This window comes from uncultured Roseibium sp., assembly GCF_963675095.2.
GTDB lineage: Bacteria > Pseudomonadota > Alphaproteobacteria > Rhizobiales > Stappiaceae > Roseibium.
The window spans coordinates 101,320-126,669 of record NZ_CAXXSJ010000056.1 but is presented as its reverse complement, the minus strand read 5'-3'; the positions used below and the strand labels follow the sequence as shown (position 1 = coordinate 126,669).

At 62.4% G+C, this 25,350-nt stretch carries 25 protein-coding genes, 2 pseudogenes and 1 riboswitch; of the genes and pseudogenes, 20 read left to right on the top strand and 7 right to left on the bottom strand.

Annotated elements, in window-relative coordinates:
• Position 1 precedes the first annotated feature (1 nt).
• Positions 2–434 (top strand): annotated as a pseudogene (locus ABIN98_RS21965) (CopG family transcriptional regulator).
• A gap of 78 nt (positions 435–512) precedes the next feature.
• Here ABIN98_RS21965 and ABIN98_RS21960 read toward each other — a convergent pair.
• Positions 513–1,733, bottom strand: a complete 1,221-nt coding sequence (locus tag ABIN98_RS21960; RefSeq protein ID WP_346913148.1) for an MFS transporter — start codon at positions 1,731–1,733, stop codon at positions 513–515.
• A 188-nt stretch (positions 1,734–1,921) separates the two neighbouring features.
• Here ABIN98_RS21960 and ABIN98_RS21955 point away from each other — a divergent pair, with 188 nt between their 5' ends.
• The 12 genes and pseudogenes from ABIN98_RS21955 to ABIN98_RS21900 all read left to right on the top strand — a co-directional run bounded on the left by ABIN98_RS21955 (position 1,922) and on the right by ABIN98_RS21900 (position 12,644).
• Positions 1,922–2,842, top strand: coding sequence for a LysR family transcriptional regulator (locus tag ABIN98_RS21955; RefSeq protein ID WP_346913146.1), 921 nt, complete (start codon positions 1,922–1,924; stop codon positions 2,840–2,842).
• A 207-nt stretch (positions 2,843–3,049) separates the two neighbouring features.
• Positions 3,050–4,075, top strand: coding sequence for a P-type conjugative transfer ATPase TrbB (trbB, locus tag ABIN98_RS21950; protein WP_346913144.1), 1,026 nt, complete (start codon positions 3,050–3,052; stop codon positions 4,073–4,075).
• Positions 4,056–4,388 (top strand): TrbC/VirB2 family protein, encoded by a 333-nt coding sequence (locus ABIN98_RS21945; RefSeq protein ID WP_346913142.1) that lies wholly within the window; start codon positions 4,056–4,058, stop codon positions 4,386–4,388. Before trbB ends, ABIN98_RS21945 begins: the two co-directional genes overlap by 20 nt.
• Positions 4,388–4,669: a VirB3 family type IV secretion system protein gene (locus tag ABIN98_RS21940; protein WP_189425915.1), complete on the top strand. Its 282-nt coding sequence runs from the start codon at positions 4,388–4,390 to the stop codon at positions 4,667–4,669. The genes ABIN98_RS21945 and ABIN98_RS21940 overlap by 1 nt, the downstream gene beginning before the upstream one ends.
• A gap of 16 nt (positions 4,670–4,685) precedes the next feature.
• Positions 4,686–7,151, top strand: a complete 2,466-nt coding sequence (gene trbE, locus ABIN98_RS21935; RefSeq protein WP_346913140.1) for a conjugal transfer protein TrbE — start codon at positions 4,686–4,688, stop codon at positions 7,149–7,151.
• Complete coding sequence (gene trbJ, locus ABIN98_RS21930; protein ID WP_346913138.1) at positions 7,138–7,911, top strand: P-type conjugative transfer protein TrbJ; 774 nt, start codon at positions 7,138–7,140, stop codon at positions 7,909–7,911. The genes trbE and trbJ overlap by 14 nt, the downstream gene beginning before the upstream one ends.
• A gap of 29 nt (positions 7,912–7,940) precedes the next feature.
• The gene (gene trbK-alt, locus ABIN98_RS21925) at positions 7,941–8,222 is read left to right on the top strand and encodes a putative entry exclusion protein TrbK-alt (RefSeq protein ID WP_346913330.1); all 282 of its coding nucleotides are present in this window, start codon (positions 7,941–7,943) and stop codon (positions 8,220–8,222) included.
• A 6-nt stretch (positions 8,223–8,228) separates the two neighbouring features.
• Positions 8,229–9,584, top strand: a pseudogene (trbL, locus tag ABIN98_RS21920) (P-type conjugative transfer protein TrbL).
• Complete coding sequence (gene trbF, locus ABIN98_RS21915) at positions 9,581–10,270, top strand: conjugal transfer protein TrbF (protein ID WP_346913136.1); 690 nt, start codon at positions 9,581–9,583, stop codon at positions 10,268–10,270. Before trbL ends, trbF begins: the two are co-directional and overlap by 4 nt.
• Entirely contained in the window at positions 10,267–11,244 is a 978-nt protein-coding gene (gene trbG, locus ABIN98_RS21910; RefSeq protein WP_346913134.1) for a P-type conjugative transfer protein TrbG, read from the top strand. The genes trbF and trbG overlap by 4 nt, the downstream gene beginning before the upstream one ends.
• On the top strand, positions 11,241–12,410 hold the full coding sequence (locus ABIN98_RS21905) for a TrbI/VirB10 family protein (RefSeq protein WP_346913132.1): 1,170 nt from the start codon (positions 11,241–11,243) through the stop codon (positions 12,408–12,410). Before trbG ends, ABIN98_RS21905 begins: the two co-directional genes overlap by 4 nt.
• Positions 12,411–12,413: 3 nt before the next feature.
• A complete protein-coding gene (locus ABIN98_RS21900; protein ID WP_346913130.1) occupies positions 12,414–12,644 on the top strand; it encodes a DUF2274 domain-containing protein in 231 nt (76 codons plus the stop codon).
• Positions 12,645–12,817: 173 nt separating this feature from the next.
• On the opposite strand, the gene ABIN98_RS21895 is transcribed toward ABIN98_RS21900, so the two are convergent.
• The 3 genes from ABIN98_RS21895 to ABIN98_RS21885 are packed head-to-tail and all read right to left on the bottom strand — an operon-like array spanning position 12,818 to position 15,681.
• Entirely contained in the window at positions 12,818–13,774 is a 957-nt protein-coding gene (locus tag ABIN98_RS21895) for a LysR family transcriptional regulator (protein WP_346913328.1), read from the bottom strand.
• A gap of 52 nt (positions 13,775–13,826) precedes the next feature.
• Complete coding sequence (locus ABIN98_RS21890; RefSeq protein WP_346913326.1) at positions 13,827–14,381, bottom strand: LysE family transporter; 555 nt, start codon at positions 14,379–14,381, stop codon at positions 13,827–13,829.
• A 34-nt stretch (positions 14,382–14,415) separates the two neighbouring features.
• Positions 14,416–15,681: an MFS transporter gene (locus tag ABIN98_RS21885; RefSeq protein WP_346913128.1), complete on the bottom strand. Its 1,266-nt coding sequence runs from the start codon at positions 15,679–15,681 to the stop codon at positions 14,416–14,418.
• Between the two features lie 236 nt (positions 15,682–15,917).
• Between ABIN98_RS21885 and ABIN98_RS21880 the strand changes: the two genes are divergently transcribed.
• Together ABIN98_RS21880 and ABIN98_RS21875 are read left to right on the top strand one after the other, a co-directional pair.
• On the top strand, positions 15,918–16,409 hold the full coding sequence (locus ABIN98_RS21880) for a DUF4865 family protein (protein ID WP_346913126.1): 492 nt from the start codon (positions 15,918–15,920) through the stop codon (positions 16,407–16,409).
• Positions 16,410–16,560: 151 nt separating this feature from the next.
• Complete coding sequence (locus ABIN98_RS21875) at positions 16,561–17,169, top strand: HAD-IA family hydrolase (RefSeq protein ID WP_346913124.1); 609 nt, start codon at positions 16,561–16,563, stop codon at positions 17,167–17,169.
• A gap of 33 nt (positions 17,170–17,202) precedes the next feature.
• On the opposite strand, the gene ABIN98_RS21870 is transcribed toward ABIN98_RS21875, so the two are convergent.
• A complete protein-coding gene (locus tag ABIN98_RS21870) occupies positions 17,203–18,081 on the bottom strand; it encodes a LysR family transcriptional regulator (RefSeq protein WP_346913122.1) in 879 nt (292 codons plus the stop codon).
• 96 nt (positions 18,082–18,177) lie between these two features.
• Between ABIN98_RS21870 and ABIN98_RS21865 the strand changes: the two genes are divergently transcribed.
• Positions 18,178–18,657 carry a cupin domain-containing protein gene (locus ABIN98_RS21865; protein ID WP_346913120.1) on the top strand — a complete coding sequence of 160 codons (480 nt, stop codon included), beginning with the start codon at positions 18,178–18,180 and terminating at the stop codon, positions 18,655–18,657.
• 279 nt (positions 18,658–18,936) lie between these two features.
• On the opposite strand, the gene ABIN98_RS21860 is transcribed toward ABIN98_RS21865, so the two are convergent.
• Entirely contained in the window at positions 18,937–19,737 is an 801-nt protein-coding gene (locus ABIN98_RS21860) for a phosphodiesterase (RefSeq protein ID WP_346913118.1), read from the bottom strand.
• A gap of 62 nt (positions 19,738–19,799) precedes the next feature.
• Positions 19,800–20,687, bottom strand: coding sequence for an NAD(P)-dependent oxidoreductase (locus ABIN98_RS21855; protein WP_346913116.1), 888 nt, complete (start codon positions 20,685–20,687; stop codon positions 19,800–19,802).
• A gap of 150 nt (positions 20,688–20,837) precedes the next feature.
• Positions 20,838–20,967, top strand: a riboswitch (TPP riboswitch).
• 99 nt (positions 20,968–21,066) lie between these two features.
• Between ABIN98_RS21855 and thiC the strand changes: the two genes are divergently transcribed.
• The 4 genes from thiC (at position 21,067) to ABIN98_RS21835 (ending at position 25,311) form a co-directional block, all read left to right on the top strand.
• On the top strand, positions 21,067–22,869 hold the full coding sequence (gene thiC, locus ABIN98_RS21850) for a phosphomethylpyrimidine synthase ThiC (RefSeq protein WP_346913114.1): 1,803 nt from the start codon (positions 21,067–21,069) through the stop codon (positions 22,867–22,869).
• The gene (thiM, locus tag ABIN98_RS21845) at positions 22,866–23,675 is read left to right on the top strand and encodes a hydroxyethylthiazole kinase (protein WP_346913112.1); all 810 of its coding nucleotides are present in this window, start codon (positions 22,866–22,868) and stop codon (positions 23,673–23,675) included. Before thiC ends, thiM begins: the two co-directional genes overlap by 4 nt.
• Positions 23,672–24,334, top strand: coding sequence for a thiamine phosphate synthase (thiE, locus tag ABIN98_RS21840; RefSeq protein ID WP_346913110.1), 663 nt, complete (start codon positions 23,672–23,674; stop codon positions 24,332–24,334). The genes thiM and thiE overlap by 4 nt, the downstream gene beginning before the upstream one ends.
• 128 nt (positions 24,335–24,462) lie before the next feature.
• The gene (locus ABIN98_RS21835; RefSeq protein WP_346913324.1) at positions 24,463–25,311 is read left to right on the top strand and encodes an alpha/beta hydrolase; all 849 of its coding nucleotides are present in this window, start codon (positions 24,463–24,465) and stop codon (positions 25,309–25,311) included.
• The last annotated feature ends 39 nt before the right edge of the window (positions 25,312–25,350 follow it).

Genomic DNA, 25,350 nt, shown 5'->3' with positions numbered 1-25,350 from the left:
TATGCCTGGCCGCAAGAAAAAGACACAGATCTCCGTCTATCTCGACCCGGACGTCAAGACGATGCTGGCGGACTATGCCACCCGTCGCGAGCAGTCACAGTCCATGATCGCGGAGGCGGCGATCGCCTCCTTCCTGTCGCCGGGACGATGCCGAAAAGCGCGAGGCAGTTGTCGCCAAACGTCTCGACCAACTCGACCGCCGCATGACACGTCTGGAACGCGATGTCGGGATTTCTGTCGAGACGTTGGCCATTTTCGTGCGATTCTGGCTGGCCACGACACCGGCCCTGCCAGAACCGGCTGCGCAAGCCGCACGGGCGAAAGCGGGGGAACGCTATGAAGCGTTCATTACTGCTCTCGGCCGTCGCCTCGCCAAAGGACCGAAACTCAGGCAGGAAATCTCGGAAGATGTTGACGGTTCAGGCAATCAATAGCGCCGATCCAGCATTCGCGACGGCCTAGTTTTATTCACACATGCCCGCCAGTCGCCGCCGGAATGTTCAATGCGAAGTTCAGGTCGAGCGATAAGCCGGGAATCCATGACGGCGCGCGGCGAGCACCACGACAAAGGTTGCAATGAGCAGGACTAGCAGGTTCGGCGCAAAGGCGCCGACGCCGAGTCCGTCGAGCAGCATGCCTCCGATGAGACCACCCCCTGCGATCGCCGCATTCCAGGTCGTCACCAGCATGGATTGAGCGAGGTCCGCCGCCGGCCCGGCGGTCTTGGCGCTCGCCGTTTGAAAAAGAGTCGCGCAACCTCCGAACGCGAGCCCCCAGACGGCGGAAGCGCCATAGATGACCGCCGGTACGTCGTCCCAGATCCAGAGTGCGGCCGCCGAAAGAGCAAAGAGCGCGGTGCTGACCAAAGTTAGTTCCCGCAATCGACGGTCGACCAGAACGCCGACGATCCAAATGCTGAACAGTGACGCGACGCCGAAGACCAGAAGCACGGCATCGGTTCGCTCCATCATGCCCGCGGCACTGAGGAACGGGGCGATATAGGTATAGAGAATGTTGTGGGCGAGCACGTAGGCGAGGACGACGAAGAGCACCGGTCGAATTCCAGGCAGCGTGAAGACGCTCATAAGCGACCGGCGTGTACCCGCAGGTTCGCCAGCGAAGTCCGGGACTTTGGCCAGTACCCAGAAGATCAGAATGACAGTGAGCCCGCTCATCAGGCCGAAGCAGGCGCGCCAGCCGATGACCGCTCCAAGGAAGGTTCCCGCCGGTACGCCGAGAGAAAGCGCTAGCGGCGTTCCCGCCATGGCGACCGCGATTGCCCGACCCTTGAGATGCTCAGGCGCCATGCGCGCTGCGTAGCCGGCAGCCAGCGCCCAGAGCAGACCTGCGGAAACGCCGGCCACGAAGCGCGCGACCAGTGTCAGACCGTAGCTGTCCGAAATGGTGGTGATTGTGTTCGCCACGAGAAATCCGGCGATCGCAGCGAGTAGGAGCGGACGGCGGCGGAGGCCTTGCGTGAACGTCGTCAACGGAATTGCGGCCACGAGCGAGCCAACAGCGTAGAGGGTGACAAGCTGCCCCGCAGAGGACTCCGAGACGCCAAGGCCGGCGCCGATCTGTGGCAAAAGGCCTGCGGGCAAAGCCTCGGTCACAATGGTGATGAAGGCCGCCATGGAGAGCGCGAGCAGCCCGCCCCAGGGAAGGCGGTCGGACGTGAATGACGAGGTGGCGGCGCTTGAAGGCGTTTCGGCGTATTCTCTGACTTCGGTCATCGGGCGTCTCCCGCGCCGGCAGTCGCTTCGATATTCTTGGTGGGAACGGAGGGATGCGGGGATGCGAAGAAAGCGGTTTGGGACGCAGGAGCCATGGGAAACCTCACTCAGACGATGCTCTGATCCCGAACCTGGCACGCTCACCAATAAAGAAAAATGGGCTGCAATTCCGATCACTTCGGACTAGAATGTCCGTCAATATGTCGATCTCTACGGATAGCCTCGGCGCGCTCAGCGTCTTCATTCAGGCAGCGGATGCCCGCAGCTTCACGGTTGCGGGACGGCAGCTCGGCGTGTCGTCCTCGGCTGTCGGCAAGGCTATCGCGCGCCTTGAGGAGCGTCTCGGCGTGAGGCTGTTTCATCGTTCGACCCGCGCCATTACGCTGACGCCGGAAGGCAGCCTGTTTCTGGAACGATGCCGCCGCATCTTTTGCGAAATGGAAGCTGCTGAACTGGAACTGTCGCAGACGCGCGCGCACCCGAGTGGTGTGCTGCGGGTCAGTCTGCCCCTGGTCGGCATGCTGATGATGCCGACCCTGTCGGCCTTCATGCGGGCCTGGCCCGAAATCGAACTCGACCTCGATTTCACCGACCGCCTTGTCGACGTGATCGAGGAAGGTTTCGATGCTGTGATCCGGACCGGCGAGGCGAGCGATTCCAGACTGATGACGCGATCACTCGGGGAGTTCCACTACAAGCTGGTCGGCGCACCGGCCTATTTCAAACAATACGGCGTTCCGCGCACGCCTGCCGATCTGGCAACTCATCGCTGCCTGCTTCACCGCTATCCATCGACGGGCAAGCTGGAAGAATGGTTTGTCGTCGGTGCAGAAGGAACGCCAATCGAAAACCTCCCACGAGCGTACGTCTCAAGTGCGATCGAGCCTCTGCTGAATATGACTGAGCGCGGCCTCGGGCTCGCTTGCCTGCCAGATTTTGCGGTGTACGACCGGCTTTCTGAGGGAACTCTCGTGAGCGTACTCGACGAGGCCATTCAGCACTCCGGCACATTTCGCATCCTGTGGCCATCGAGCAGGCATTTGTCACCGAAGTTGCGCGTCTTCGTTGACTTCATGGCTGAGAATCTCTTTGCGGACGCATCATCGTAGTCGAATACGGTAACAATTGTGCCTGGCTTCGTCTCCCGCAACTCGTCAATCCCGACGCATCGGCCAAGGTTGCTCCGCCGTTTCCCTGTATTTGCACGCTACACTACTACGACGCTAAATACTTGTTGAATAAGCCCTAATTCAGGCTCTTTTAATCATCCCCGCATGGGGATCGCTTGGTTTGTCCCCGTAGAAATCGGGGATCAGATGGCGGCTTTGCATCACAATTCGGAAGGGATCGCTCGCGGCGCGCGGATGCTACGCACCGCGCTCGGGCCGGCCATCGCCCGCTTTCTCGAAGACCCGGGCGTCGTCGAGGTGATGTTGAACCCGGACGGGCGGCTCTGGATCGACCGTCTCTCCGAGGGCCTGTCCGAAACCGGTGAATGCCTGTCATCCGAGGACGGCGAGCGCATCATCCGCCTTGTCGCCCATCACGTCGGCGCCGAGGTTCATACCGGAAGCCCGCGCGTTTCCGCAGAACTGCCCGGGACAGGGGAGAGGTTCGAAGGCCTTCTGCCGCCGGTGGTTGCCGCCCCGGCCTTCGCGATCCGAAAGCCTGCCATCGCGGTGTTCACCCTCGACGACTATGTCGCCGCCGGGATCATGACGGCGGAGCAGGCATCAGCCCTGCAGGGTGGCGTCGCGGCCCGAGACAACATCCTCGTCGCCGGCGGCACCTCGACCGGCAAGACCACACTTACCAACGCGCTGCTGGCCGAGGTCGCGAAGACCTCCGACCGCATCGTCATCATCGAGGATACGCGCGAACTGCAATGCGCCGCGCCCAACCTCGTCGCCATGCGGACCAAGGACGGCGTTGCCTCGCTCTCCGATCTCGTTCGTTCGTCCTTGCGCCTACGGCCCGACCGCATTCCCATCGGTGAGGTGCGCGGCAGCGAGGCGCTGGATCTCCTCAAGGCCTGGGGCACCGGCCATCCCGGCGGTGTCGGCACGATCCACGCGGGCTCGGCGCTCGGCGCGCTGCGGCGTCTCGAACAGCTCATCCAAGAAGCGGTCGTCACCGTGCCTCGCGCGCTGATCGCGGAGACCATCGACCTCGTGGCGGTGCTGTCGGGACGCGGCTCCGCCCGCCGTCTTTCCGAACTCGCCCGTGTCGAAGGTCTCGGCCCTGATGGCGACTATCGCGTCGCCGGAGCGATCACGGCTTCGGAACTTCCTCTTCTGACAGCAACCGCAAAGGAACGCACCCATGAACCAGACTCTGTGTAACGCCCGTCAGAGACTGGCGACCGCCACGTCGGTGGCGATCATCACCTTGATGATGGCGCCCGCCGCCCATGCCTCCGGTTCCTCCATGCCCTGGGAGGCGCCGCTTCAGTCCATCCTCGAATCCATCGAGGGGCCGGTCGCCAAGATCATCGCCGTCATCATAATTATCATCACCGGCCTGACGCTCGCTTTCGGCGACACGTCCGGCGGCTTCAGGCGCCTGATCCAGATCGTCTTCGGCCTGTCGATAGCCTTCGCGGCGAGTTCGTTCTTCCTGTCCTTCTTTTCTTTCGGCGGCGGGGCGCTGGTCTGATGGCGGGCGCTTCCGATCAGGGTGGGGAACTGCTCGGCTTCTCAGTTCCCGTTCACCGGGCGCTTACCGAGCCGATCCTGCTGGGCGGTGCGCCGCGCGCCATCGCCATTATGAACGGCACGCTCGCCGGGGCTGTGGGTCTTGGTCTGAGGCTCTGGCTGGTCGGCATTGCAATCTGGGCGATCGGACACATCGCGGCGGTCTGGGCCGCCAAGCGCGATCCGCTCTTCGTCGAGGTCGGCCGCCGCCATCTGCGCATTCCCGCGCATCTGACCGTCTGAAGGGGAGCGCAGGCCAATGATGAACCTAGCCGAATACCGCAACCGCAACACCCGGCTCGCCGATTACCTGCCGTGGGTGGCCCTGGTCGGCCAAAGCGTCGTCCTCAACAAGGACGGCAGCTTCCAGCGCACGGCGCGGTTTCGGGGTCCGGACCTCGATTCCGCGGTCCCGGCGGAACTCATTGCCGTCGCCGGCCGACTTAACAACGCCTTCCGCCGTCGCGGTTCGGGCTGGGCGATCTTCGTCGAGGCGCAGCGCCATCCGTCCAACAGCTATCCCGACAGCCGCTTTCCCGATGCCGCCTCCGCCCTTGTCGATGCCGAGCGCAAGGCGAGCTTCGAGGAAGCCGGCGCGCATTTCGAGTCGAGCTATTTCCTGACCTTCACCTATCTGCCACCGGCCGAGGATGCTGCACGCGCCGAGAGCTGGCTCTATGAAGGCCGAGAGACCAAGGGCGTCGATCCGCACGAAGTCCTGACAGGCTTCGCGGACCGCACTGATCGCGTCCTGCGCCTGGTCGATGCCTTCATGCCCGAATGCCAGTGGCTCGATGACGCCGAGACACTGACCTATCTGCATGGCTGCGTTTCCACCAAGCGCCATCGCGTTCGCGTGCCCGAGACGCCGATATATCTGGACGCGCTGCTCGCTGACCAGCCACTCACCGGCGGGCTCGAACCACTGCTCGGCGACGTGCATCTGCGTGTCCTGACGATCACCGGATTTCCGACCGCGACCACGCCCGGCCTGCTCGACGAGCTCAATCGGCTGGCCTTTCCCTATCGCTGGTCTACCCGCGCCATCCTTATGGACAAGACGGATGCGACGAGGCTGCTGACCCGCATCCGCCGCCAGTGGTTCGCCAAGCGCAAGTCGATTGCTGCGATCCTCAAGGAGGTCATGACCAACGAGGCCTCGGTGCTGGTCGACACCGACGCCTCGAACAAGGCGGCCGATGCCGATCTCGCGCTGCAGGAGCTTGGCGCGGACTATGCCGGTGTCGCCTATGTCACCGCCACGGTGACCGTTTGGGATGCAGACCCGCGCGTTGCCGACGAGAAGCTGCGCCTGGTCGAGAAGGTCATCCAGGGCCGCGATTTCACCGCGATGCCCGAGACCATCAACGCCGTCGATGCGTGGCTCGGCTCGCTGCCCGGACATGTCTACGCCAATGTCCGCCAGCCGCCGATCTCCACGCTCAATCTCGCCCACATGATCCCCCTCAGCGCCGTGTGGGCGGGGCCGGAACGGGACGAGCACTTCGCTGCGCCCCCACTGCTGTTCGGCAAGACCGAAGGCTCGACCCCGTTCCGGTTTTCCCTTCATGTCGGCGATGTCGGGCACACGCTCGTCGTCGGCCCGACCGGCGCCGGCAAGTCCGTGCTGCTCGCGCTCATGGCGCTGCAGTTCCGGCGTTATGCCGGCGCTCAGGTCTTCGCCTTCGATTTCGGCGGCTCGATCCGGGCGGCCGCGCTCGCCATGGGCGGCGACTGGCACGATCTCGGCGGCGGTTTGACCGAAGGTGATGACCAAAGCGTATCGCTACAGCCGCTCTCGCGTCTCGAAGAGACGGCCGAACGCGCCTGGGCCGCCGACTGGGTTGCGGCGATCCTGATGCGCGAGGGCATCGAGATCAACCCGGAGGTGAAGGAACATCTCTGGACGGCGCTGACCTCGCTCGCCTCGGCGCCCGCCGGCGAACGCACGATCACCGGACTTGCGGTGCTGCTCCAGTCCAATGACCTGAAGCAGGCGCTCAGGCCCTATTGCGTCGGAGGCGCCTATGGGCGCCTGCTAGACGCGGAGACCGAGCATCTCGGCGAGGCAAGCGTTCAGGCCTTCGAAACCGAAGGCCTGATCGGCACCGACGCGGCGCCAGCGGTGCTCGCCTACCTCTTCCATCGCATCGAGGACCGGCTCGATGGCTCGCCGACCCTTATCATCATCGACGAGGGCTGGCTGGCGCTGGACGACGAGGGTTTCGCCGGCCAGCTTCGCGAGTGGCTGAAGACGCTCCGGAAGAAGAATGCTTCCGTCGTCTTCGCGACCCAGAGCCTCAGCGACATCGATGGCTCGGCCATCGCTCCCGCCATCATCGAGAGCTGCCAGACGCGGTTGCTGCTCCCCAACGAGCGCGCGATCGAGCCACAGATCACGGCGATCTACCGACGTTTCGGTCTCAACGACCGCCAGATCGAGATCCTCGCGCGGGCCACGCCCAAGCGCGACTATTACTGCCAGTCGCGGCGCGGCAACCGTCTCTTCGAACTGGGTCTCAGCGAGGTCGCACTCGCTCTCTGCGCCACTTCCGCCAAGACCGACCAGACCGCCATCGCGCGCATCCTTGCCGAACATGGCCGCTCGGACTTCCTCGCCGCCTGGCTGCGCGAGCGCGGTGCCGACTGGGCGGCCGATCTCATTCCCGATCTCCGCAATCTCACCCCCCAGCCCCAGAAGGAGCCTGACCATGAAGACACGTAAATCCCGTTCGCGCACGGCCCGCTTCGCCGCCGCGCTCATTGCCGCGCCGGTCGCGGTCCTGCCGATGGTGCTGGCGCCGCCGGCCTCTGCGGCATGGATTGTCTACGATCCCACCAACTATGCGCAGAACGTTCTTCAAGCGGCACGTGCCCTCGAGCAGATCAACAACCAGATCACTTCGCTTCAGAACGAAGCGCAGATGCTCATCAACCAGGCGCGCAACCTCGCCAACCTGCCTTACTCGTCGCTCCAGCAGCTTCAGCAGGCCGTCGGCCGCACCCAGTCCCTCCTACAGCAGGCCCAGAACATCGCCTTCGACGTCCAGCAGATCGATCAGGCCTTCCAGCAGAACTACAGCAACATCGACATGAGCGCTTCCGAGCAGCAACTCGTCGCCGATGCCCGATCACGCTGGGAGAACACCGTCGGCGGTCTGCAGGACGCCATGCGCGTCCAGGCCGGCGTGGTCGGCAATATCGAGACCAACCGCGCCCAGATGGAAGCGCTGGTTGACCAGAGCCAGGGGGCGACCGGCGCGCTTCAGGCGACGCAGGCTGGAAATCAGCTCCTCGCATTGCAGGCGCAGCAGTTCGCCGACTTAACGGCCGTCATCGCCGCCAATGGCCGCGCCCAAGCGTTGACGGACGCTGAACGTGCGGCGGCGGCCGAACAGGGACGTGTGCAGCGCGAGCGCTTCCTGACGCCCGGCAGCGGTTACCAGCCCGGCAACGCGCAGATGTTCAACACAGGCGGCAACTGACACTGCCGATGACCGGAAAGGAGGGAGCGATGGAGGGCAAGACGCTGGCACGGATCGGGGCAATCGTCTTCGTCGCCTTCGCCATCACGGCGACGGTGATCGAGTTGACGCGCGAAGACGCGCCCGCACAGCCGGCGCTCGCGCCAGCGCTTGCCCCCTCCGTCGATCCGCTGCGCGCGGAGCAGCGCCGCTGCCAGCAACTCGGCGAAGCCGCCGTCCGTGATGCGGAGTGTCTCGCTGTCTGGGCCGAGACCCGCGACCGTTTCCTCGGCCGCGCACCGTCCGGCGCCGCATCCCGAGACGAGGAATAAAGTTCCATGGGCGGAACGGGGCGTCATCGACAATTTCCTGGGGGTCTTCACCAGCTACATCGACAGCGGCTTCGGTCTGCTCGGTGGTGAGGTGGCCTTCATCGCGACGACATTGATCGTCATCGACGTGACGCTGGCGGCGCTGTTCTGGTCCTGGGGGCGCCGACGACGACATCATCGCACGGCTCGTCAAGAAGACCCTCTTCGTTGGCGTCTTCGCCTATATCATCGGCAACTGGAACAATCTCGCCCGCATCGTCTTCGAGAGTTTCGCCGGCCTCGGTCTGATGGCCTCGGGCACCGGCTTCACCGCAGCCGATCTGATGCGGCCAGGCCGTGTCGCCCAGACCGGGCTCGATGCGGCGCGGCCGCTGCTCGAATCCATTTCGGACCTGATGGGCTGGGTCGCCTTCTTCGAGAACTTCATCCAGATCGCGTGCCTGCTCTTTGCCTGGGCGCTCGTCCTGCTCGCCTTCTTCATCCTGTCCATCCAGCTTTTTCATCACCCTGATCGAGTTCAAGCTGACGACACTTGCCGGCTTCGTCCTCATTCCCTTCGGCCTCTTCGGCAAGACCGCCTTCATGGCCGAGCGGGTGCTCGGCAACGTGATCTCGTCGGGCATCAAGGTGCTGGTCCTCGCCGTGGTCATCGGCATCGGCTCGACCTTGTTCTCGCAGTTCACCGCCGGCTTCGGCGGTGTCACGCCCACGATCGACGAAGCCATGGCCGTGGTGCTCGCGGCCCTTTCGCTACTCGGCCTCGGCATCTTCGGACCGGGGATCGCCAACGGCCTCGTCTCAGGCGGACCGCAACTCGGTGCAGGCGCGGCCGTCGGCACTGGCCTTGCCGTGGGCGGCGCGGCACTCGCAGGTGCAGGCGCTGCCGGTCTCGCCGCCAGAGGGGCCGGCATGGCGCTCTCCGGCACCGCGGCCGCTGCGCGCGGTGGTGCCGCTGCGGCGGGTGGGGCGGCAACTGCATACAGCCTCGGCTCCGCCGGTCAGTCCGGTGCGGCCGGCGTCGCCTCCGGACTTGGCGCCGTGGCGAGCACCGGCGCACGCGCTGCCGTGTCCCCATTGCGGCGCGCTGGGGTCAATGCCGCCAGCAGCATGAAACAGAGTTTCCAGGCAGGCGGGCGAGCAGCCTTCGAGACGACCGGCGGAAGGTTGGGCGATGCCACCAGCGCTGCGAGCACCGCCGCTTCCTCTTTCACCACAGAAGACGGTCCACCTGATTGGGCCAAGCGCATGAAGCGCTCGCAACGGTTCTCCCACGGTGTCCAGGCCGCCGCGCACGCCGTGCGGTCCGGCGACAGCCATGGCGGCGCCAGTTCTGTCAATCTCTCCGAGGGGAATCGCTCATGAGCTTATTCAAAAGATCCACCATCCATTACGGCAAGTCCCCTGAGCCCGAGACGCCGTATCAGCGCGCGGCGCAGGTCTGGGACGACCGCATCGGCTCGGCCCGCGTGCAGGCGCGCAATTGGCGTCTGATGGCCTTTGGCTGCCTGATCCTGTCCGGCGTCTTCGCAACTGCCCTGGTCTGGCAATCCACGACCGGCTCGGTCGTGCCCTGGGTCGTCGAGGTCGACAATCTCGGCGAGGCCCATGCTGTCGGCCCTGCCGACGCCAGCTTTGAGCCGAGCGATCCGCAGATCGCCTTCCACCTCGCGCGCTTCATCGAGCAGGTGCGCGCGATCCCCGCCGACGCGATCATCGTGCGCCAGAACTGGCTGCGCGCGTACGAATTCACCACCGATCGCGGCGCGTTGGCGCTCAACGACTATGCCCGCGCCAACGATCCATTCACACGGGTCGGGCATCAGCAGATCGCCGTCGAGGTCTCCAGCGTCATTCGCGCCTCGCCCAATTCCTTCCGCGTGGCCTGGACGGAGCGGCACTACGAGAACGGCCAGCTCTCCACGACGGAGCGATGGACCGCGATCCTGACCATCGTCATCCAGCCGCCGCATGACGCCGAGAGGCTGCGCGCCAATCCGCTCGGCATCTTCGTCAACGCCATCAACTGGTCGCGGGAGATGGGGCAGTGAGCACGATCACCTGCAAACCTGCGTTCCCGGTTTTCCGTAAAGCTGCTTTGCCGCTTGTGCTGATTTCCGCATCGGCGCTCGCCGGATGCGCCACCTATCGTCCGCCGGAGATCAGCTACGACGACAGCGTGCCACCGCTGCCGAGGGTCGAGAGACCGACGACCGACGGATCGCCGCAGCCGCTCCATACGCCGCCGGCCTGGACAGTTGCACGGGGCGGCTCGGCCGCGACCACACCGGCGGACCGGGTCGACAACGCCAACGCGGCGGCACGTGTCGAGCCCCGGCAGGAAGGCTACTACAACGCGATCCAGATCTACCCTTGGAGCGAGGGCGCGCTCTACCAAGTCTATTCCGCGCCCGGGCAGATCACTGACATCGCGCTCGAGCCGGGCGAGACGCTGACCGGGGCCGGTCCGATCGCGGCCGGCGACACCGCCCGCTGGATCATCGGAGACACGGAGAGCGGTTCGGGGACATCCCGGCGCGTCCATATCCTCGTCAAACCGACACGCCCCGACATCATGACCAACCTGGTGATCACCACCGATCGCCGGACCTACATGATCGAACTGCGGTCTCGCGACGATCCCTATATGCCCGCCGTCGCCTGGGCCTATCCGCAGCCGCCCGCATCGCAGGGCGCGGCGCCGTCCACGCCGGTGATCCCGGCGGCCTCGGTGCGCCATTACCGCTACGGGCTGCAAGGCGACAGCCCGCCCTGGCGGCCGGTCTCGGTCTTCGACGACGGCAGGCGTGTTTACATCGTCTTCCCCGCCGGGATCGTGCAGGGCGAGATGCCGCCGCTCTTCGTGCTCGGCTCGGATGGCGAGCCGGAAATCGTCAACAGCCGCATCTACCGCAACATCCTGATAGTAGACCGCATCTTCGCGGCCGCTGAGCTGCGCCTCGGCAGTGGCGACCGCCAGCAGATCGTCAGGATCGTGCGAACCGACGGGAGGCCAGGATCATGAGCGATGTCGACGGCAGCAGGGAAGATGGCGTCCCACTCGAAGCGACGCCGGACGATACCGCCGAACCAATGCGGTTGCGGGGAAATCCGCCGCGCGTGACTCGGCTTTCGCGGCGTGTCCTGGCTGGCCTCGGTCTCGTCGCCGCCCTCGGTGTCGGTGCTGCTTTGATCTATGCGCTCCAGACGCCCGAAAATGGCGCGGGCAGCGGCGAGCTTTACTCGACCGAGCACCGCAACACCGCGGATGGATTGAATGAGTTGCCTAGCGACTACACCGGTCCGGTGCTCGGTCCACCACTGCCCGGCGATCTCGGCCGTCCGATCCTCGACGCTCAGCAACGCGGCCAACCCGTCCCGCCGCCGACCATCAATGCGCCGGCCGTCGATCCGGAGGAGCAGCGGCGCATGGCCGAGGAAGAGGCCGCGCGCACCAGTCGGGTCTTCTTCCAGACCGCGCAGGGCGCGGCGCGAGAGACGCCGGCACCATCGATCGCCGGGCTGAATCTCGGCAACCATCCGGGCGCAGCGCAAAACAGCGATCTCGGCTTCCTCAACGGTTCCGTGGACCGGCGCACCGTGGCGCCCGACCGTATGATGGCGCCGGCATCGCCCTATGTGCTGCAGGCCGGGTCCGTCATTCCGGCTGCGCTCATCACTGGCATCCGCTCCGATCTCCCTGGCCAGATTACGGCACAGGTCACCCAGCATATCTACGACAGTCCAACGGGAAACACGCTCCTAGTTCCGCAGGGTACGCGCATCATCGGCGAGTACAGTAGTGATGTAGGTTTCGGCGATCGGCGTGTGCTCCTGGTTTGGAACCGGCTGATCTTCCCCAACGGCCGTTCCATCGTCCTCGAGCGCCAGCCGGGCGCCGACACGCAGGGCTATGCCGGTCTTGAGGATGGGGTCGACCACCATTGGTGGGATCTCGCCAAGGCAGCCGGGCTCTCCACGCTGCTTTCGGTCGGTGCCGAACTGACGATGGATGATGATGAGCGCCTGATCCAGGCGATCCGCAATGGTGCACAGGACACGATCAACGATGCCGGCCAGCAGATCGTCCAGCGCCAGTTGCAAGTCGCTCCGACGCTGACGATCCGACCCGGGTTTCCAGTCCGGGTTATTGTCACCCGCGATTTGATTTTGGAACCGTACGGAACCTGAGCGATGACGAAACTCAAATTATCTGCCATACCAGACGACAAGCCGGTGAAGGTGACTGTCGAACTCCCTGCGGACACGCATCGAGACTTACTTGCCTACGCGGAAGTCTTGGCGCGGGAAACGGGTCAGGTAGCACCTGAACCAGCGAAACTGATCGCTCCAATGCTTCAGCGCTTCATGGCCACAGATCGAGCTTTTTCCCGTTTGCGTAAGTCTCGCCAGCTTTCGGCGTGAGAGCTCCCATCGAGACCCACCTACGCGCTACGGCGATGCGAACCAGCACAGTCGGTGTTTCAGTATCAAAGAACGCGACCAGATCTCTGCTCTTGATATCATGGTCGGCCCCACCACAGGACCAGCTGACCGTACGCTTTCGCACCTTGTTGTCTCGTCGAATATTCATAGGCTCACCACGACGGGACAAGAGCGCGTTCGCCAGAACGCCAGCAAGCTGATATTGTTCGTGCTCTGCTGAGAAAGCGGCGGAATGCGGGGTTGTCGTTCTTGGGCGACCAGACGGCGCTGAAGGAGAGGACCTCTCCGGCTATCGGCCTAAAGACGACGCCAGGAATGCGCGCGACCGTGGTCGCTTCGCTGGTGATCGTCAGTCCGCGGCCTACTGCTACGAGGGACAGGAGATTGTCTCGGCCGACCCGTTGCGGCTGGATGTCTGGGTGAATACCGAGATTGGCGATCCGTTGCACGAGGTAGTTGTGAACATAAGGACCGGGTGCTGTCTCGCCGACGATAAAGGTCTCCTCGGCCAGGTCGCTCCATTCCAGGCATTGTTTGTCGGCTAATGCACTTCCCGCCGGAAGAACCGCGAAAACCTGTTCCGACCACAGGTTATCGATTTCGCAATCAGGCCAATTTTCTGTCCCCGCCAAAAAGGCTACATCCAGCCTCATTCCCCGGATCGCCGCAACTTGGTCCGCCGCATTGCCGTCGGAGAGATCGATTCGGACTTTGGGGTGATCGCGGTCATAAGTGCGTAACAAGTCCGAGAGAAATCCGCCGGCAAGTGAAGAAAATATACCTACTCTAATCCGCCCGATTTCGGCGCGTCCGACGGCGTTGACATCCCTGATACCACCGTTGATTTGCTCCAATGCGATGCGGGCCCGGTGGAGGAACTGTTCCCCGGCATATGTCAGATCGACTCCGCCAACGTGACGTTGGAACAGGGACGCACCAAGGCGGTCTTCCAAATCACGAATGGCACGGCTGATCGTTGACATCTGAACGCCGAGCGCCGCCGCCGCTTTGCGAAAACTGCCGTGATCCGAGGCAGCTATGCAATATCGCAGATGACGAACTTCAACTGCAGCGCGGTTTTGCTTTTTTGATCGTTCTAAATGCTCCACCGTCAAATTCTGTGTCCATGGAATTTTGTGAGTTTGGAATTTCTATTCGGCTCTATGCTGCGATCAGCGCCAAACCAACTGACGCCACCAGCATGGTGGCGAAGAGGATGTTCGCCGCCCGTCCAGCAACCGGATTCTTCAGAATTCTTGAAAAGGTAGCGCCAAAGGCGAGCCATGCCGTGTTGACGATCACAATAACGAGCACGAGCGCAGCCAGTTTGTAGACGGCATCGGCCGTGAGGTTATCCGCGGCGAGGGTGTGACCCGCATAGACTGCGCCGATCGCAGCAAAGGCCTTCGGATTCGCAATAGCCAGACTGAAGCCTGGCACAAATGCCGGCGCATGCTCCGAGCGCGGAGCGAGCGGGCCGACGGGCGCTGAAGCGATTTTCCAGGCGAGATAGAGAATGTAGATCCCGGCGAGGATCGTCAGCGCCGTGAGAAGGATCGGCTGAGCAAGGACAAGGGCGGTAACGCCTGTCGCGATCATAAGCAGAACGATGGTCGTTCCCGTGATGATACCAACAAGGTAGCTGAGGCTGGGGCGGAAACCGAAGGCTGTGCCGAGGCCGGCCAGGCTCATGGTAGCCGGCCCGGGACTTCCCATGAGCGGAAACGCTGCAAGCCAAAGAAGAAGAAGTTCATTCGCCATAGGCCAAACCGGTGCGGGGAGCCGCACGCTCCTGAACGAGAAGATGCGCGAAGGCCGAGAGTGCACCGAGGACGATCGCCAGATACCAGACCTGATCGTAACTGGCGTAGTGATCGAAGAATACGCCTCCGAGCCACACCCCGGCGAACCCGCCGAGCTGGTGGCTCAGGAACACGAAGCCAAACAGGGTTCCCATCGCGCGCGGACCGAACATCGTCAAGACCAACGCGCTTGTCAGCGGCACGGTCGACAGCCAGAGCGCGCCCATGATGAGCGCGAAGATCATGACCGAAGCCGGTGTCACCGGTAGGGAAATGAAGATCAGGATCGCGAGCGCCCGCAGCGCGTATATTGCGGCAAGCACATAGGGTTTCGGAAATCTGGTTCCCAGATACGACGCGAAGAGAGTGCCGAAGATGTTGGCAAAACCGGCCAGCGCAAGCGCCTGAAGGCCCAGCGCGCGCAGCTCCGCCGCGGACGCTGTCGAGACACAGAAATTCTGGACGTAATTCGGAAGATGCGCCGTGATGAAAGCGAGATGAAAGCCGCAGACGAAGAACCCGGCGCTGAGCAGCGTATAGCTCGAGTGCCCGAATGCCTTTCTGACTGTCCGCGTGATTGAAATGCTCTCCGCACTTGCTGTCGTTTGGCTCAAATTCCTCACATTCGCGCGAAGAAAAGGAATGCACAGCGCCATGGGGGCGAGCGCAAAGGTGACGATCAACAGTGTCATCCGCCAGTCGAGCCATTCGATCAACCAGGATACCAGAAGCGGCAGGATGACTTGCCCGGTCGACCCCATGGCTGATGTGATGCCGAGATAGCGGCTCCGTTTGTCTTCCGGAGCCGCCCGTCCGACCACCGCCAGGACAACTCCGAACGCGGTCCCTGAAATCCCCATGCCGACAAGGACGCCAGCGCCGACATGCTGGGCCAACGGCGTGGTGCCGACAATGCAGATCAGCATGCCGGCGACATAGCAGCCAAATCCGAGCCACAAGGCGCGCCGGTCGCCGAACTTGTCGGCGATGATCCCGAAGCCCGGCTGCGCGAGGCCCCAGACCAGGTTTTGAATTGCGATCGAAAGCGAGAAGACTTCGATACTGCCGCCGAACAGGTCGCTTGAAAGGGGCTGGACAATGCCGCCGAAGACCGAGCGCACGCCGAAAGCCAAGGCGAGCACGACGCTACCGGCAAGCACGATAATAAAGCCGCCACGATGGTCACTGCTGATTGTCGTTACTTTCGTGGTCATCTCGCGCCACCTTCTTGAATCTCGTCATTGATCCGCTCAACGGGTTGACGTCGAAGCTAGCAGCGTCTTACACTTTCTAATAACAAATATAATTGAAATACGAGTTTCGTTTTCGTGAAGTTTAGGCGATCTAAAAAATTGACGCCAAGAACGTTGGAAAGCGGATTTTATGCGGTTGCTCAGCTTCACCACAACGCAATGCCGCTGAAGCCTCACCCGATACAAAAGACCATGTCATGATGATCGCCCACTACGCTCACCGCCTGCCCGCCCACTACGACATGAGTCTTATACGCTCCCGGGCGAATGAACGCGGTGGACGTTGGTCGGCCGTGCCGGAACTGTATTTCAAGGCCTTCCTGGTCCGGGAGATAGGCTGCCTCGGGGCCGTCGCTAACGAGTATTCCTCCCTCTATCTCTGGCGTCAGGAGGACGCCTTTCGCAAGTTTCTGTGCGATGGTGGCTTCGACGTCGTGACCCGGTCGTTCGGTCGTCCGTCAATACGGACCTACGTCGCAATAGAGGCCCGGCGCGGCACCGGTACGGCTCCGAAGTTTCTCTCGACGAAAGAGTGCGACATTCCGGTGGATGCCGATCTGACGGCAGCGCTGGCGAGCGAGGCGGCCTGGTGCCGCGACGTATCTTCGGCCCAAGGCACCGTGGCGGCTACGGTGGGGGGTGGACACTCGGTCCTGGCGGACGGTGAGGGTTCTGGTCACGGATGGTGAGTGCGCGGACCACTCAGCGACGCGCTACGAGATTTGTCACCTTGCCGACCCGTTGCTCTACACGCTGCCGAGCCTGACGCAGTCGTTAGGCGCCAATCGGCTATAGCTGGTTATTCCATATCGGCAACTGAGAAAACAGAAGTAATATGATATGATCAACGGCTTAATGATTGATGTGGATGGCGTCTTGATTTGTGGGCGCCCTTCGGACGGGAAGCCTTGGGCATCAACCATCGAACATGACCTCGGTGTCTCGGTGGAGATTCTGCAAAGAGAGTTCTTTGCGCCCTACTGGGGCGACATTGTCATTGGTCAGGCAGACTTGATCGATCATCTAGAGCCCATCTTGGCAAAGATAGCGCCGCATCTCTCCTGTGATGAATTTGTTGCTTACTGGTTCTCGAACGATGCGCGGCTGAATTTGCGCCTTCTTAGAGAAGTCGACCAGCAGCGCAAGTCCGGGAGAATGGTGTTTCTGGCAACCAATCAAGAACACATTCGGGCGAAGTACCTACTTGACGTGCTCGGCCTGAGAAATCACTGCGATGATATCTTTTATTCGGCAGCGCTGGGATGCCGAAAACCGGATAGAAGCTTCTTCGAGAAGGCCGGCGCGCTCTCGGGCTTTCCGCCAGATCAGTTGCTTTTGTTGGACGATACCCACGCCAATCTAACGACCGCCCTAGCTTCGGGTTGGCACGCTGCACATTGGTCCGAAGGAAGGTCCCTGTCGGCTATAGTCGCAAAGACCGGTCTTTGATGTCGGCTCCCGGGGACAGAGGCCATTGTGAAATCAGACCGATCCGACCGTCCGAGGGCGGAGCAAGTACTCGGCGAATGCCCGGACGCGTGGCACCATATCGGCCCGGCTCGGGAATGTGAGATTCAAGCGGGTCGTGGCCTGGATGGCGTGGTCGAGTACGGTCACGACCCGTCCTTCGGTGATGGCCTTGTCCAACATACCCTTCGGAAGCAAGGCTATGCCGGAACCTTTCAGAACAAGGTCGCGGGACAGGAGATGGTTGTCCACGGTAATGACGCCATCGGGCAGTTTCATACCACCGAGGACGCTCTGTTCCAGAAACGACCGCAACCCCGGCATCGGAGAAATGAAATTCCGGATGTCCGCGACAGCATCGGGCTCGCCCTTGCCTTGAATCCATTCGGCACCGGCGCAAAATTGCCAGGCGATATCCTGCAGGCGTCTCTCCACACGCTCAGAGCCGCCACGCTCCCCGATTCGGATTGCGATATCCACGTTGTCGCCGATCAGGTCCAATGCGGCATTTGTCAGCATGATCTCAAAGCGAACAGCCGGATGGAGGTCCTGGAATTGCGTCACCGCCGCGGCAAGGAACTCCGTCGGAAAATCAGCAGGGGCTGTCAATCGGATCAACCCGCTCAGCGTTCCGGGCTTGTGGCGAACCGCTTCCAAGGCAGATGTCAGAACGGTCAGCCCATCTCCGGCCTGATCGAACAGTTGCCGGCCCTCATCCGTCAATGAAAGGGATCGGGTCGAACGCTTGAGAAGGCGTGTCCCAAGAGACGCCTCCAGGTTTCTGACGTGTAGACTGACTGTCGAACGGGGCATTGCGAGGCGTTTGGCCGCGGACGAGAAGCTTCCGGCGCGAACGACCTCGATGAACGTCAGCAATGGATCAAGTTTGATCATTGTGCAGAATAATGTCCATAGTTGGCATAATATGACTACTAATCTGGATAATGGCTATCGTCTAGTCTTGGGGAAAAGGAAACAAGGAGATTGTCCATGACCCCCGATGTTGAAGCCAAGTCACTTGTCAGCGGCGCGTTGTCCCCCATAAGCAGGGCGAGCTTTTCAGGCATCGATGCCGATGTCCTGTTGGGCGGCGACAAGGCCCCTTTCACCGTCATGGACATGACGGTTGCACCGGGGACGGGCGCGCCGGCGCATATCTCCTTCCATGAAGAGAAAGTCTTTCACGTGGCCGAAGGTGCTTTTCTGTTTCTGGTCGGCGAAGACAGAATAACGGTCGAGCCTGGCCAGCATGTCTATGTCGCGCAAGGTGTCACGCATGGCTTCTCAGCTCTTGGCGCAAGCCCGGCCAGGATGACGCTCGTCTCCACACCCGCCCACCACGAACGCTTCTTCAAGGCGCTGTCGGACTTGAGCGTGCCGCATGATCCGCAAGAGGTCGCGGCGGTGTGTGCGGCGTTCGATCAGGCGATCGTGGGGCCGGTTATCACGCCTCAGGACGCTTCGCCATGACAGGCTGGGCCTCGGTCCCGGCAAAAGACGCCTCGCAGGCCTGCATCAGGGGATGGGCAATGCTTGTGACCGGGCAACCTGGGTCATGAGACGGGCATTTTCAACACGTCCGAGATTCCCGCCTGACGCAGGACGCCGCGTCGGGTCAGCTTGTTGATCTTCGCTAGGGCTACGTCGCTGGCTATGGGCCCCGCTTTCAGGATGTCCGCGCATCGTTGCAGGTCCAGATCGAGGCTGGCGGAGAAATGTCCGGCCCCAGCGCAACTTCGGGACGGCAACTCAGAAGAAGGGGAGCGGGCCGGGAAACCGGCCCACCGGCACCCAATGGCTGGTCAGTGCCTGCCCCGGCCGGAGGTGATGCAGCAGAAACGCCGGGGGTTCCAAGAACGATGCGGGCTCGGCCTCCCGCTCAAGGCGCAGCGCGATGGAGGTGGCGGTGCTGGGCGCGGTCATCAGCAGGCTGCCGCCAAACCGGGCCTGCATCGGCCGGTGGATATGTCCGCAGAGAACGCGTTCGATATTGTCGAAGCCGGTGAGCAGCCGGGCGAGGCGGTCGCCGCCCTCGCACCGATAGGCGTCGATGAAGCCCATGCCGCTCTCGACCGGCGGCTGATGCATCAGCAGCAGGGTCGGATGGCCGGGCGCTTCGCGCAGACGTGCGCCCAGCCAGTCCAGCGTCTCGTCGGTGATCTCTCCGTGATGCGCGCCCGGAACCGTGACGTCGAGGGCGATTACCCGCACTGGCCAGCGGTGACCCGTATCCTGATGCAGCGGGCCCGTCCGGGGTAGGGACAGCAGCCGTTCCCCCAGACATCGGCGGAAGTTCTCCCGGTCGTCATGGTTGCCGGGGATCGCCAGGACGGGCTTAGGCAGTCGGGCCAGCGCCTTTCTCACCGTCGCGTACTCTGCCTCGGTGCCCTCGTCGACCAGATCGCCGCCGATGATCACCAGGTCGGGTGCCGGGGTCAGGTCCAGAAGCGTGTCTAGGGCGAGATCGAAGAGTGCGTTCGAATCCACCAGCCCCTGATAAAGCTGGCCGGCGACTCTGAGGTGCAGGTCGGAGAGATGGACAATCAGCAAGAGGGTGGGCTCCTTCCAAGGGGGGCGGTACTGTGACAGAAGACGCCATCGCGGGCGCGTGATCAAGGGGCCGGGGCGCGGGCCTCGATCGCGCGGAGAACCGATATCATGTCGTCTTCCGCAAACCCAAGGTCTTCGGTCTCTCTGTAGAGGGACAGGCAGGCATCCATCAGGGGGGACGCGATACCGGCATCACGGGCGGCCTCTACCACGAGACGGTTGTTCTTGAGCACGTCTGATATCCCCGCTTGGCGGCTGAAGTCGTGCTGCGCGAGCTTTCCAATTTTGACCCGGGAGACGTCGCTTGCCATAGGGCCCGCATTCAGAATATCAGTGAAGCGACTCATGTCGAGGTCATGTCGCTCAGCGAAATGGGAAGCCTCGGCTAACCCCGTGACCATCGTGATCAGGAAGGTGTTGATCGCGAGTTTCATCTGGAGGGCGGCGGGCACCGGGCCGCAGTCAAAGATTTCTTTGCAGACCGGTGCGAGGATCGCCCGTAGACGTGCGCGATCCCGGGGGGCACCGGCTAGCATGCCGATCAGTTGCCCGGCTTCTGCCGGCTGGCGCGAGCCCGAGACCGGTGCTTCGACGTAGCGCCCCCCTGCGGAGCGGATGTCACCGGCCAGATGCTTCGAATAGTCAGCCGATACTGTGCCCATGGAGACGATGGTGTGGCCGGCGACGCGGGAGGTGAATTCCGGACCTAGGCGATCGAGCACGGCATCCGTCGCCGTGTCGTTCTCCAGCATAAGGATGACCGTTTCGCATCTCGCGAACAGCTCCTCAGCGTCAGAGGCAATCGTCGCGCCTGCCTTTTCCAGAGGCGCGCATCGATTCCTTGTGCGGTTCCAAACGACGAGCGGCGTTTCGGCCCGCACGAGGTTCAGGGCCATAGGCGTGCCCATCGTGCCAAGACCGATGAAACCAATTGGTGAATCTGGAGGCATGTTCGCAATTCCGATTGTCGCTATCGCGAGTCTACACGCCCCTTATTATTTAGAAAAATGAATATTATTTGAGTATCAGTTCAAGAAAACGGGTATATTATTTACCTCTTTCCAGCGGTTGACAAAGGCCTGATCGGGTCGCAGTGTTTACGCATTCACCCGGGGGGTCCCGTCAAGGGGCTGAGATTCTGATAGCCGGTCCGCCAGGTCCGCGCAGCGCAGTGACCCGATGAACCTGATCCAGTTCATACTGGCGTAGGGATGGTGTTCGGGCTGCGCGGCTTTGGCCGAGACTTCTACGGCGTGTTTCACGCGGCTATTCTCCATTCATTGCGGCGAACTGGGTCTCCAACGCTTCGAGCACCGGAGGCTCCGACCGATGAAAGACCTTTCCCCAATCGTTACCACGGGACCGTTGCCCGCCTCGTGCCGCGTCTGGCAGGCAGGCCTTCTCCACCCCGAGATCCGCGTTCCCATGCGCGAGATCGACCTGCACCCCACGGCGGGCGAACCACCCGTGACCGTCTATGACAGCTCGGGTCCTTATACGGATCCCGAAGCCGAAATCGCCATCGAGCGCGGTCTGCCGCGGCCGCGCGAGGGCTGGATCGCCGCTCGGGGCGATACGGAATCCTATGCAGGCCGCCATGTGAAGCCTGAGGATAACGGCTTTGCCCAGGGGGAGCGCCTGACGCCGGAGTTTCCGGTGCGACACCAACCGCGGCGCGCGAAGAGTGGCCGCGCCGTCACCCAGATGGCCTATGCCCGCGCGGGGATCGTGACACCGGAGATGGAGTTCGTCGCTATCCGCGAAAATCTTGGTCGGCAGGCGGCAAAGCAGGCGCAGATCCGTGACGGCGAAGCCTTCGGCGCGGAGATCCCCGATTTCATCACCCCGGAATTCGTCCGCGACGAGGTGGCGAAGGGCAGGGCGATCATCCCGGCCAACATCAACCATCCCGAGGTCGAGCCGATGGCGATTGGGCGCAATTTCCTCGTCAAAATCAATGCCAATATCGGTAATTCGGCGGTGACGTCCTCAATGGCCGAGGAGGTGGAAAAGATGGTTTGGGCCATCCGCTGGGGCGCCGATACGGTGATGGACCTCTCGACCGGCCGCAACATCCACAATATTCGCGACTGGATCATCCGCAACGCACCCGTGCCCATCGGCACGGTGCCGCTCTACCAGGCGCTGGAGAAGGTTGGCGGCATCGCCGAGGAGCTCTCCTGGGAGGTCTATCGCGACACGTTGATCGAGCAGGCCGAGCAGGGCGTCGACTATTTCACCATTCATGCGGGCTTGAGGCTGCACATGATCCCGATGACGGTGGATCGGGTGACCGGAATCGTCAGCCGCGGCGGTTCGATCATGGCCAAGTGGTGCCTACACCACCACAAGGAGAGCTTCCTCTACGAGCATTTTGATGAGATCTGCGACATCGCCCGCGCCTATGACGTGTCCTTTTCGCTGGGCGACGGCCTGCGCCCAGGTTCCATCGCAGATGCCAATGACCAGGCGCAGTTTGCTGAATTGGAAACGCTCGGGGAACTGACGCAGATCGCCTGGGCGAAGGACTGTCAGGTGATGATCGAGGGGCCGGGTCACGTGCCGATGCACAAGATCAAGGCCAACATGGACAAACAGCTCGAAGTCTGCGGCGAGGCGCCGTTCTATACGCTCGGACCGCTGACAACCGACATCGCGCCCGGCTACGACCACATCACGTCCGGCATAGGCGCGGCGATGATCGGCTGGTTCGGTACGGCGATGCTCTGCTACGTGACGCCCAAGGAGCATCTCGGCCTGCCGGACCGCGACGATGTGAAGACCGGGGTCATCACTTACAAGATCGCAGCACATGCCGCCGATCTTGCCAAAGGGCATCCGACGGCGCGGCTCCGTGACGACGCGCTCAGCCGCGCGCGGTTCGAATTCCGCTGGGAGGACCAGTTCAACCTTTCACTCGATCCCGAAACCGCGCGCTCGATGCATGACGAGACGCTGCCCAAGGAGGCGCACAAGGTGGCGCATTTTTGCTCCATGTGCGGGCCGAAATTCTGCTCGATGCGTATTTCCCATGACATCCGGGCCGAGGCCCAGAAGGAGGGCATGGCGGCGATGGCCGAAAAATTCCGCGAAGGTGGTGATCTCTATCTGCCGCTGGAGGACGCAATATGAACGAGACACCCGGAACCCTTCTGGCCGCGCTCAGGAGAGACTTGCCGCTGGTTCAGTGCATTACCAACTACGTCGCTATGAATATTGCAGCCAATGTGCTGCTGGCTGCTGGCGCAAGCCCCGCGATGGTGTCCGACCCCGAGGAAGCGGACGAGTTCGCGCGGATCGCGGGGGCACTGACTATCAATATAGGCACGCTTTCGCCGCGCTTCGTCGACGGCATGCGTGCCGCCATCGCCGGGGCCGGAGCGGCGGGGCGGGCCTGGGTGTTCGACCCGGTGGCCTGTCAGGCGACCGGCTTTCGCCGCCGGGTCTCGGCGGAACTTGTCGCCCTGCGCCCGACGATCATTCGCGGCAACGCATCGGAGATCCTGTCGCTGGCCGGCGAGGTCAGCCGGGGCCAGGGCGTTGACGGACGCGACCCGGTTGACGCCGCTGAGGACGGCACGCGCCGTTTGGCAAGGCAAAGCGGCAGCGTCGTCGCGGTCACGGGTGCCGTGGACTTCGTCACCGACGGCACCCGTTCGGTGCGGATCACTGGCGGATCGCCATGGATGCCGTTGAACACAGCCCTTGGCTGCTCGTTGACCTGCCTGTGCGGAGCTTATGCAGCGGTGGCCGATGATGCGTTCTATGCTGTCGTCGCGGCACTCGCCCATTTCGCCGTGGCGGGCAGCCTGGCGCACAAGGGTGCAGAGGGACCGGGAAGCTTTGCACCGAGGTTCCTCGACGCGCTTCATGCGGTGACGCCGGATATGCTCGATGGCGAAGCGGAGATTCACCGTGTGGAGGAGGCCGCCGCATGAAGGACTTCGACCTTTCTGTCTATCTCGTGCTGGATCCCGGCCTTTGCGCCGGGATCGGGATGATCGAAACCGCCCGCCGTGCGGTGGCGGGCGGGGCCACGATGGTGCAATTGCGCGACAAGCAGGCCGACACCCAACGCCTGATCGAGATTGGCCGTGCCCTGCAGGATGCACTCGCCGGCACGAACGCGAAACTGATCGTCAATGACGATGTGGCGGCCACTGTCGCCATCGGTGCGGATGGTCTCCATATCGGGCAGGGCGACATGTCTGTGGCCGAGGCGCGCGCCCGGATCGGCCGAAAGGCGATCCTTGGTCTTTCCGTCGAGACTCCCGAATTGGCCGCCGGGGCGGACCCCGCATTGGCGGACTATATCGGTGCAGGCCCTGTTTTTGCCACGCCAAGCAAGCTTGATCACAAGTTGCCAGTGGGATTCGACGGTCTCGCAGCGCTTATTGCCGCCAGCCCCATCCCGGCCGTCGCCATCGGTGGGCTCAAGGCTCGGCACGTTGCGCCCGCATTGTCAGCGGGAGCGCGGGGTGTTGCCGTGGTTTCGGCCATTTGCGGTCAGCCGGACCCGGAAACGGCAGCGCGAGCACTCGCAACTGAAATCAGTGCCTGTCGGAGCAAACCCGTTACCAGGTGTGTCGAGGCGTAGATGGCTTGTGAAAAGCTTGATGCCCTCGCAGAAGTCTGCAAGGCGCGCATTGTCTGAAATGTCGGCTATGTGGAGATAGTGTTGAAAAAGTCGGTTGTTTGCCTCATTCGCAGTATATCTTGAACCCCATGAGCTTGTTAGAGTTTCGATCCTCGGATGCGCTGACTCTCCGCTATACCTGCAACGGAAGCGGACCACTCGTCATCGCCTTACATGGCTTTCCCGATACGTTTCGGACATGGGATCAAATGGCATCGAGGCTGGTTGCAGAGGGCTATACGTTTGTCGCTTTGGCGATGCGGGGCTACGTACCGTCTGACGTCTCTGAAACAGGGGCCTATTCGATAGATCGTCTCGCTCTGGACGTACTGGAGCTGTTAGATCATCTTCAATGTGAAAAGGCGGTGATCATCGGCCATGACTGGGGTGCGTCAACGGCTTACGCCATTGCTGCAATGTACCCAGAGCGGGTGAGCCGGATCGTGACCTTTGCGATTGCGCCACTAGCCGTTGCACCAAGCGGTTGGCGAGAGCGATGGGCACGCCCTCATAACATTTACCTCGGCCTCGGTGCCCTGTCAGGTTGGTGGTTTCGTCGTGGGGATTTCCGAGAAATCAAGCGGCTCTACCGGCTATGGAGTCCAAATTGGGACGTACCTACATCCCACCTGACCAGAGTGCGCGACGCCTTGAGACCTCCGGAGCGCTCAAGAGCTGCGATTGAGTATTACCGACTTAGGAAGACTGCACAGAGCTCGAACAATTCAACTGCGCCCACGCGCATACCTGCATTGATCGTGTATGGCGAGGATGAACCTAACGTTCGCAAAGCCGCGTTTCGAAGCGCGCTCAATGCTGTTGGAGAGGATTCTAAACTGATTGAAATCGCCGATGCGGGACATTGGCCACATCTCGAAGCACCTGAGCAGTGTTTCGCAGAAGTGAGTGATTTTGTTTCGCCCCAACGGCAACCGTAACGTACGAATCGCTTGCCTGAGTATTCAGGATAGCGGACG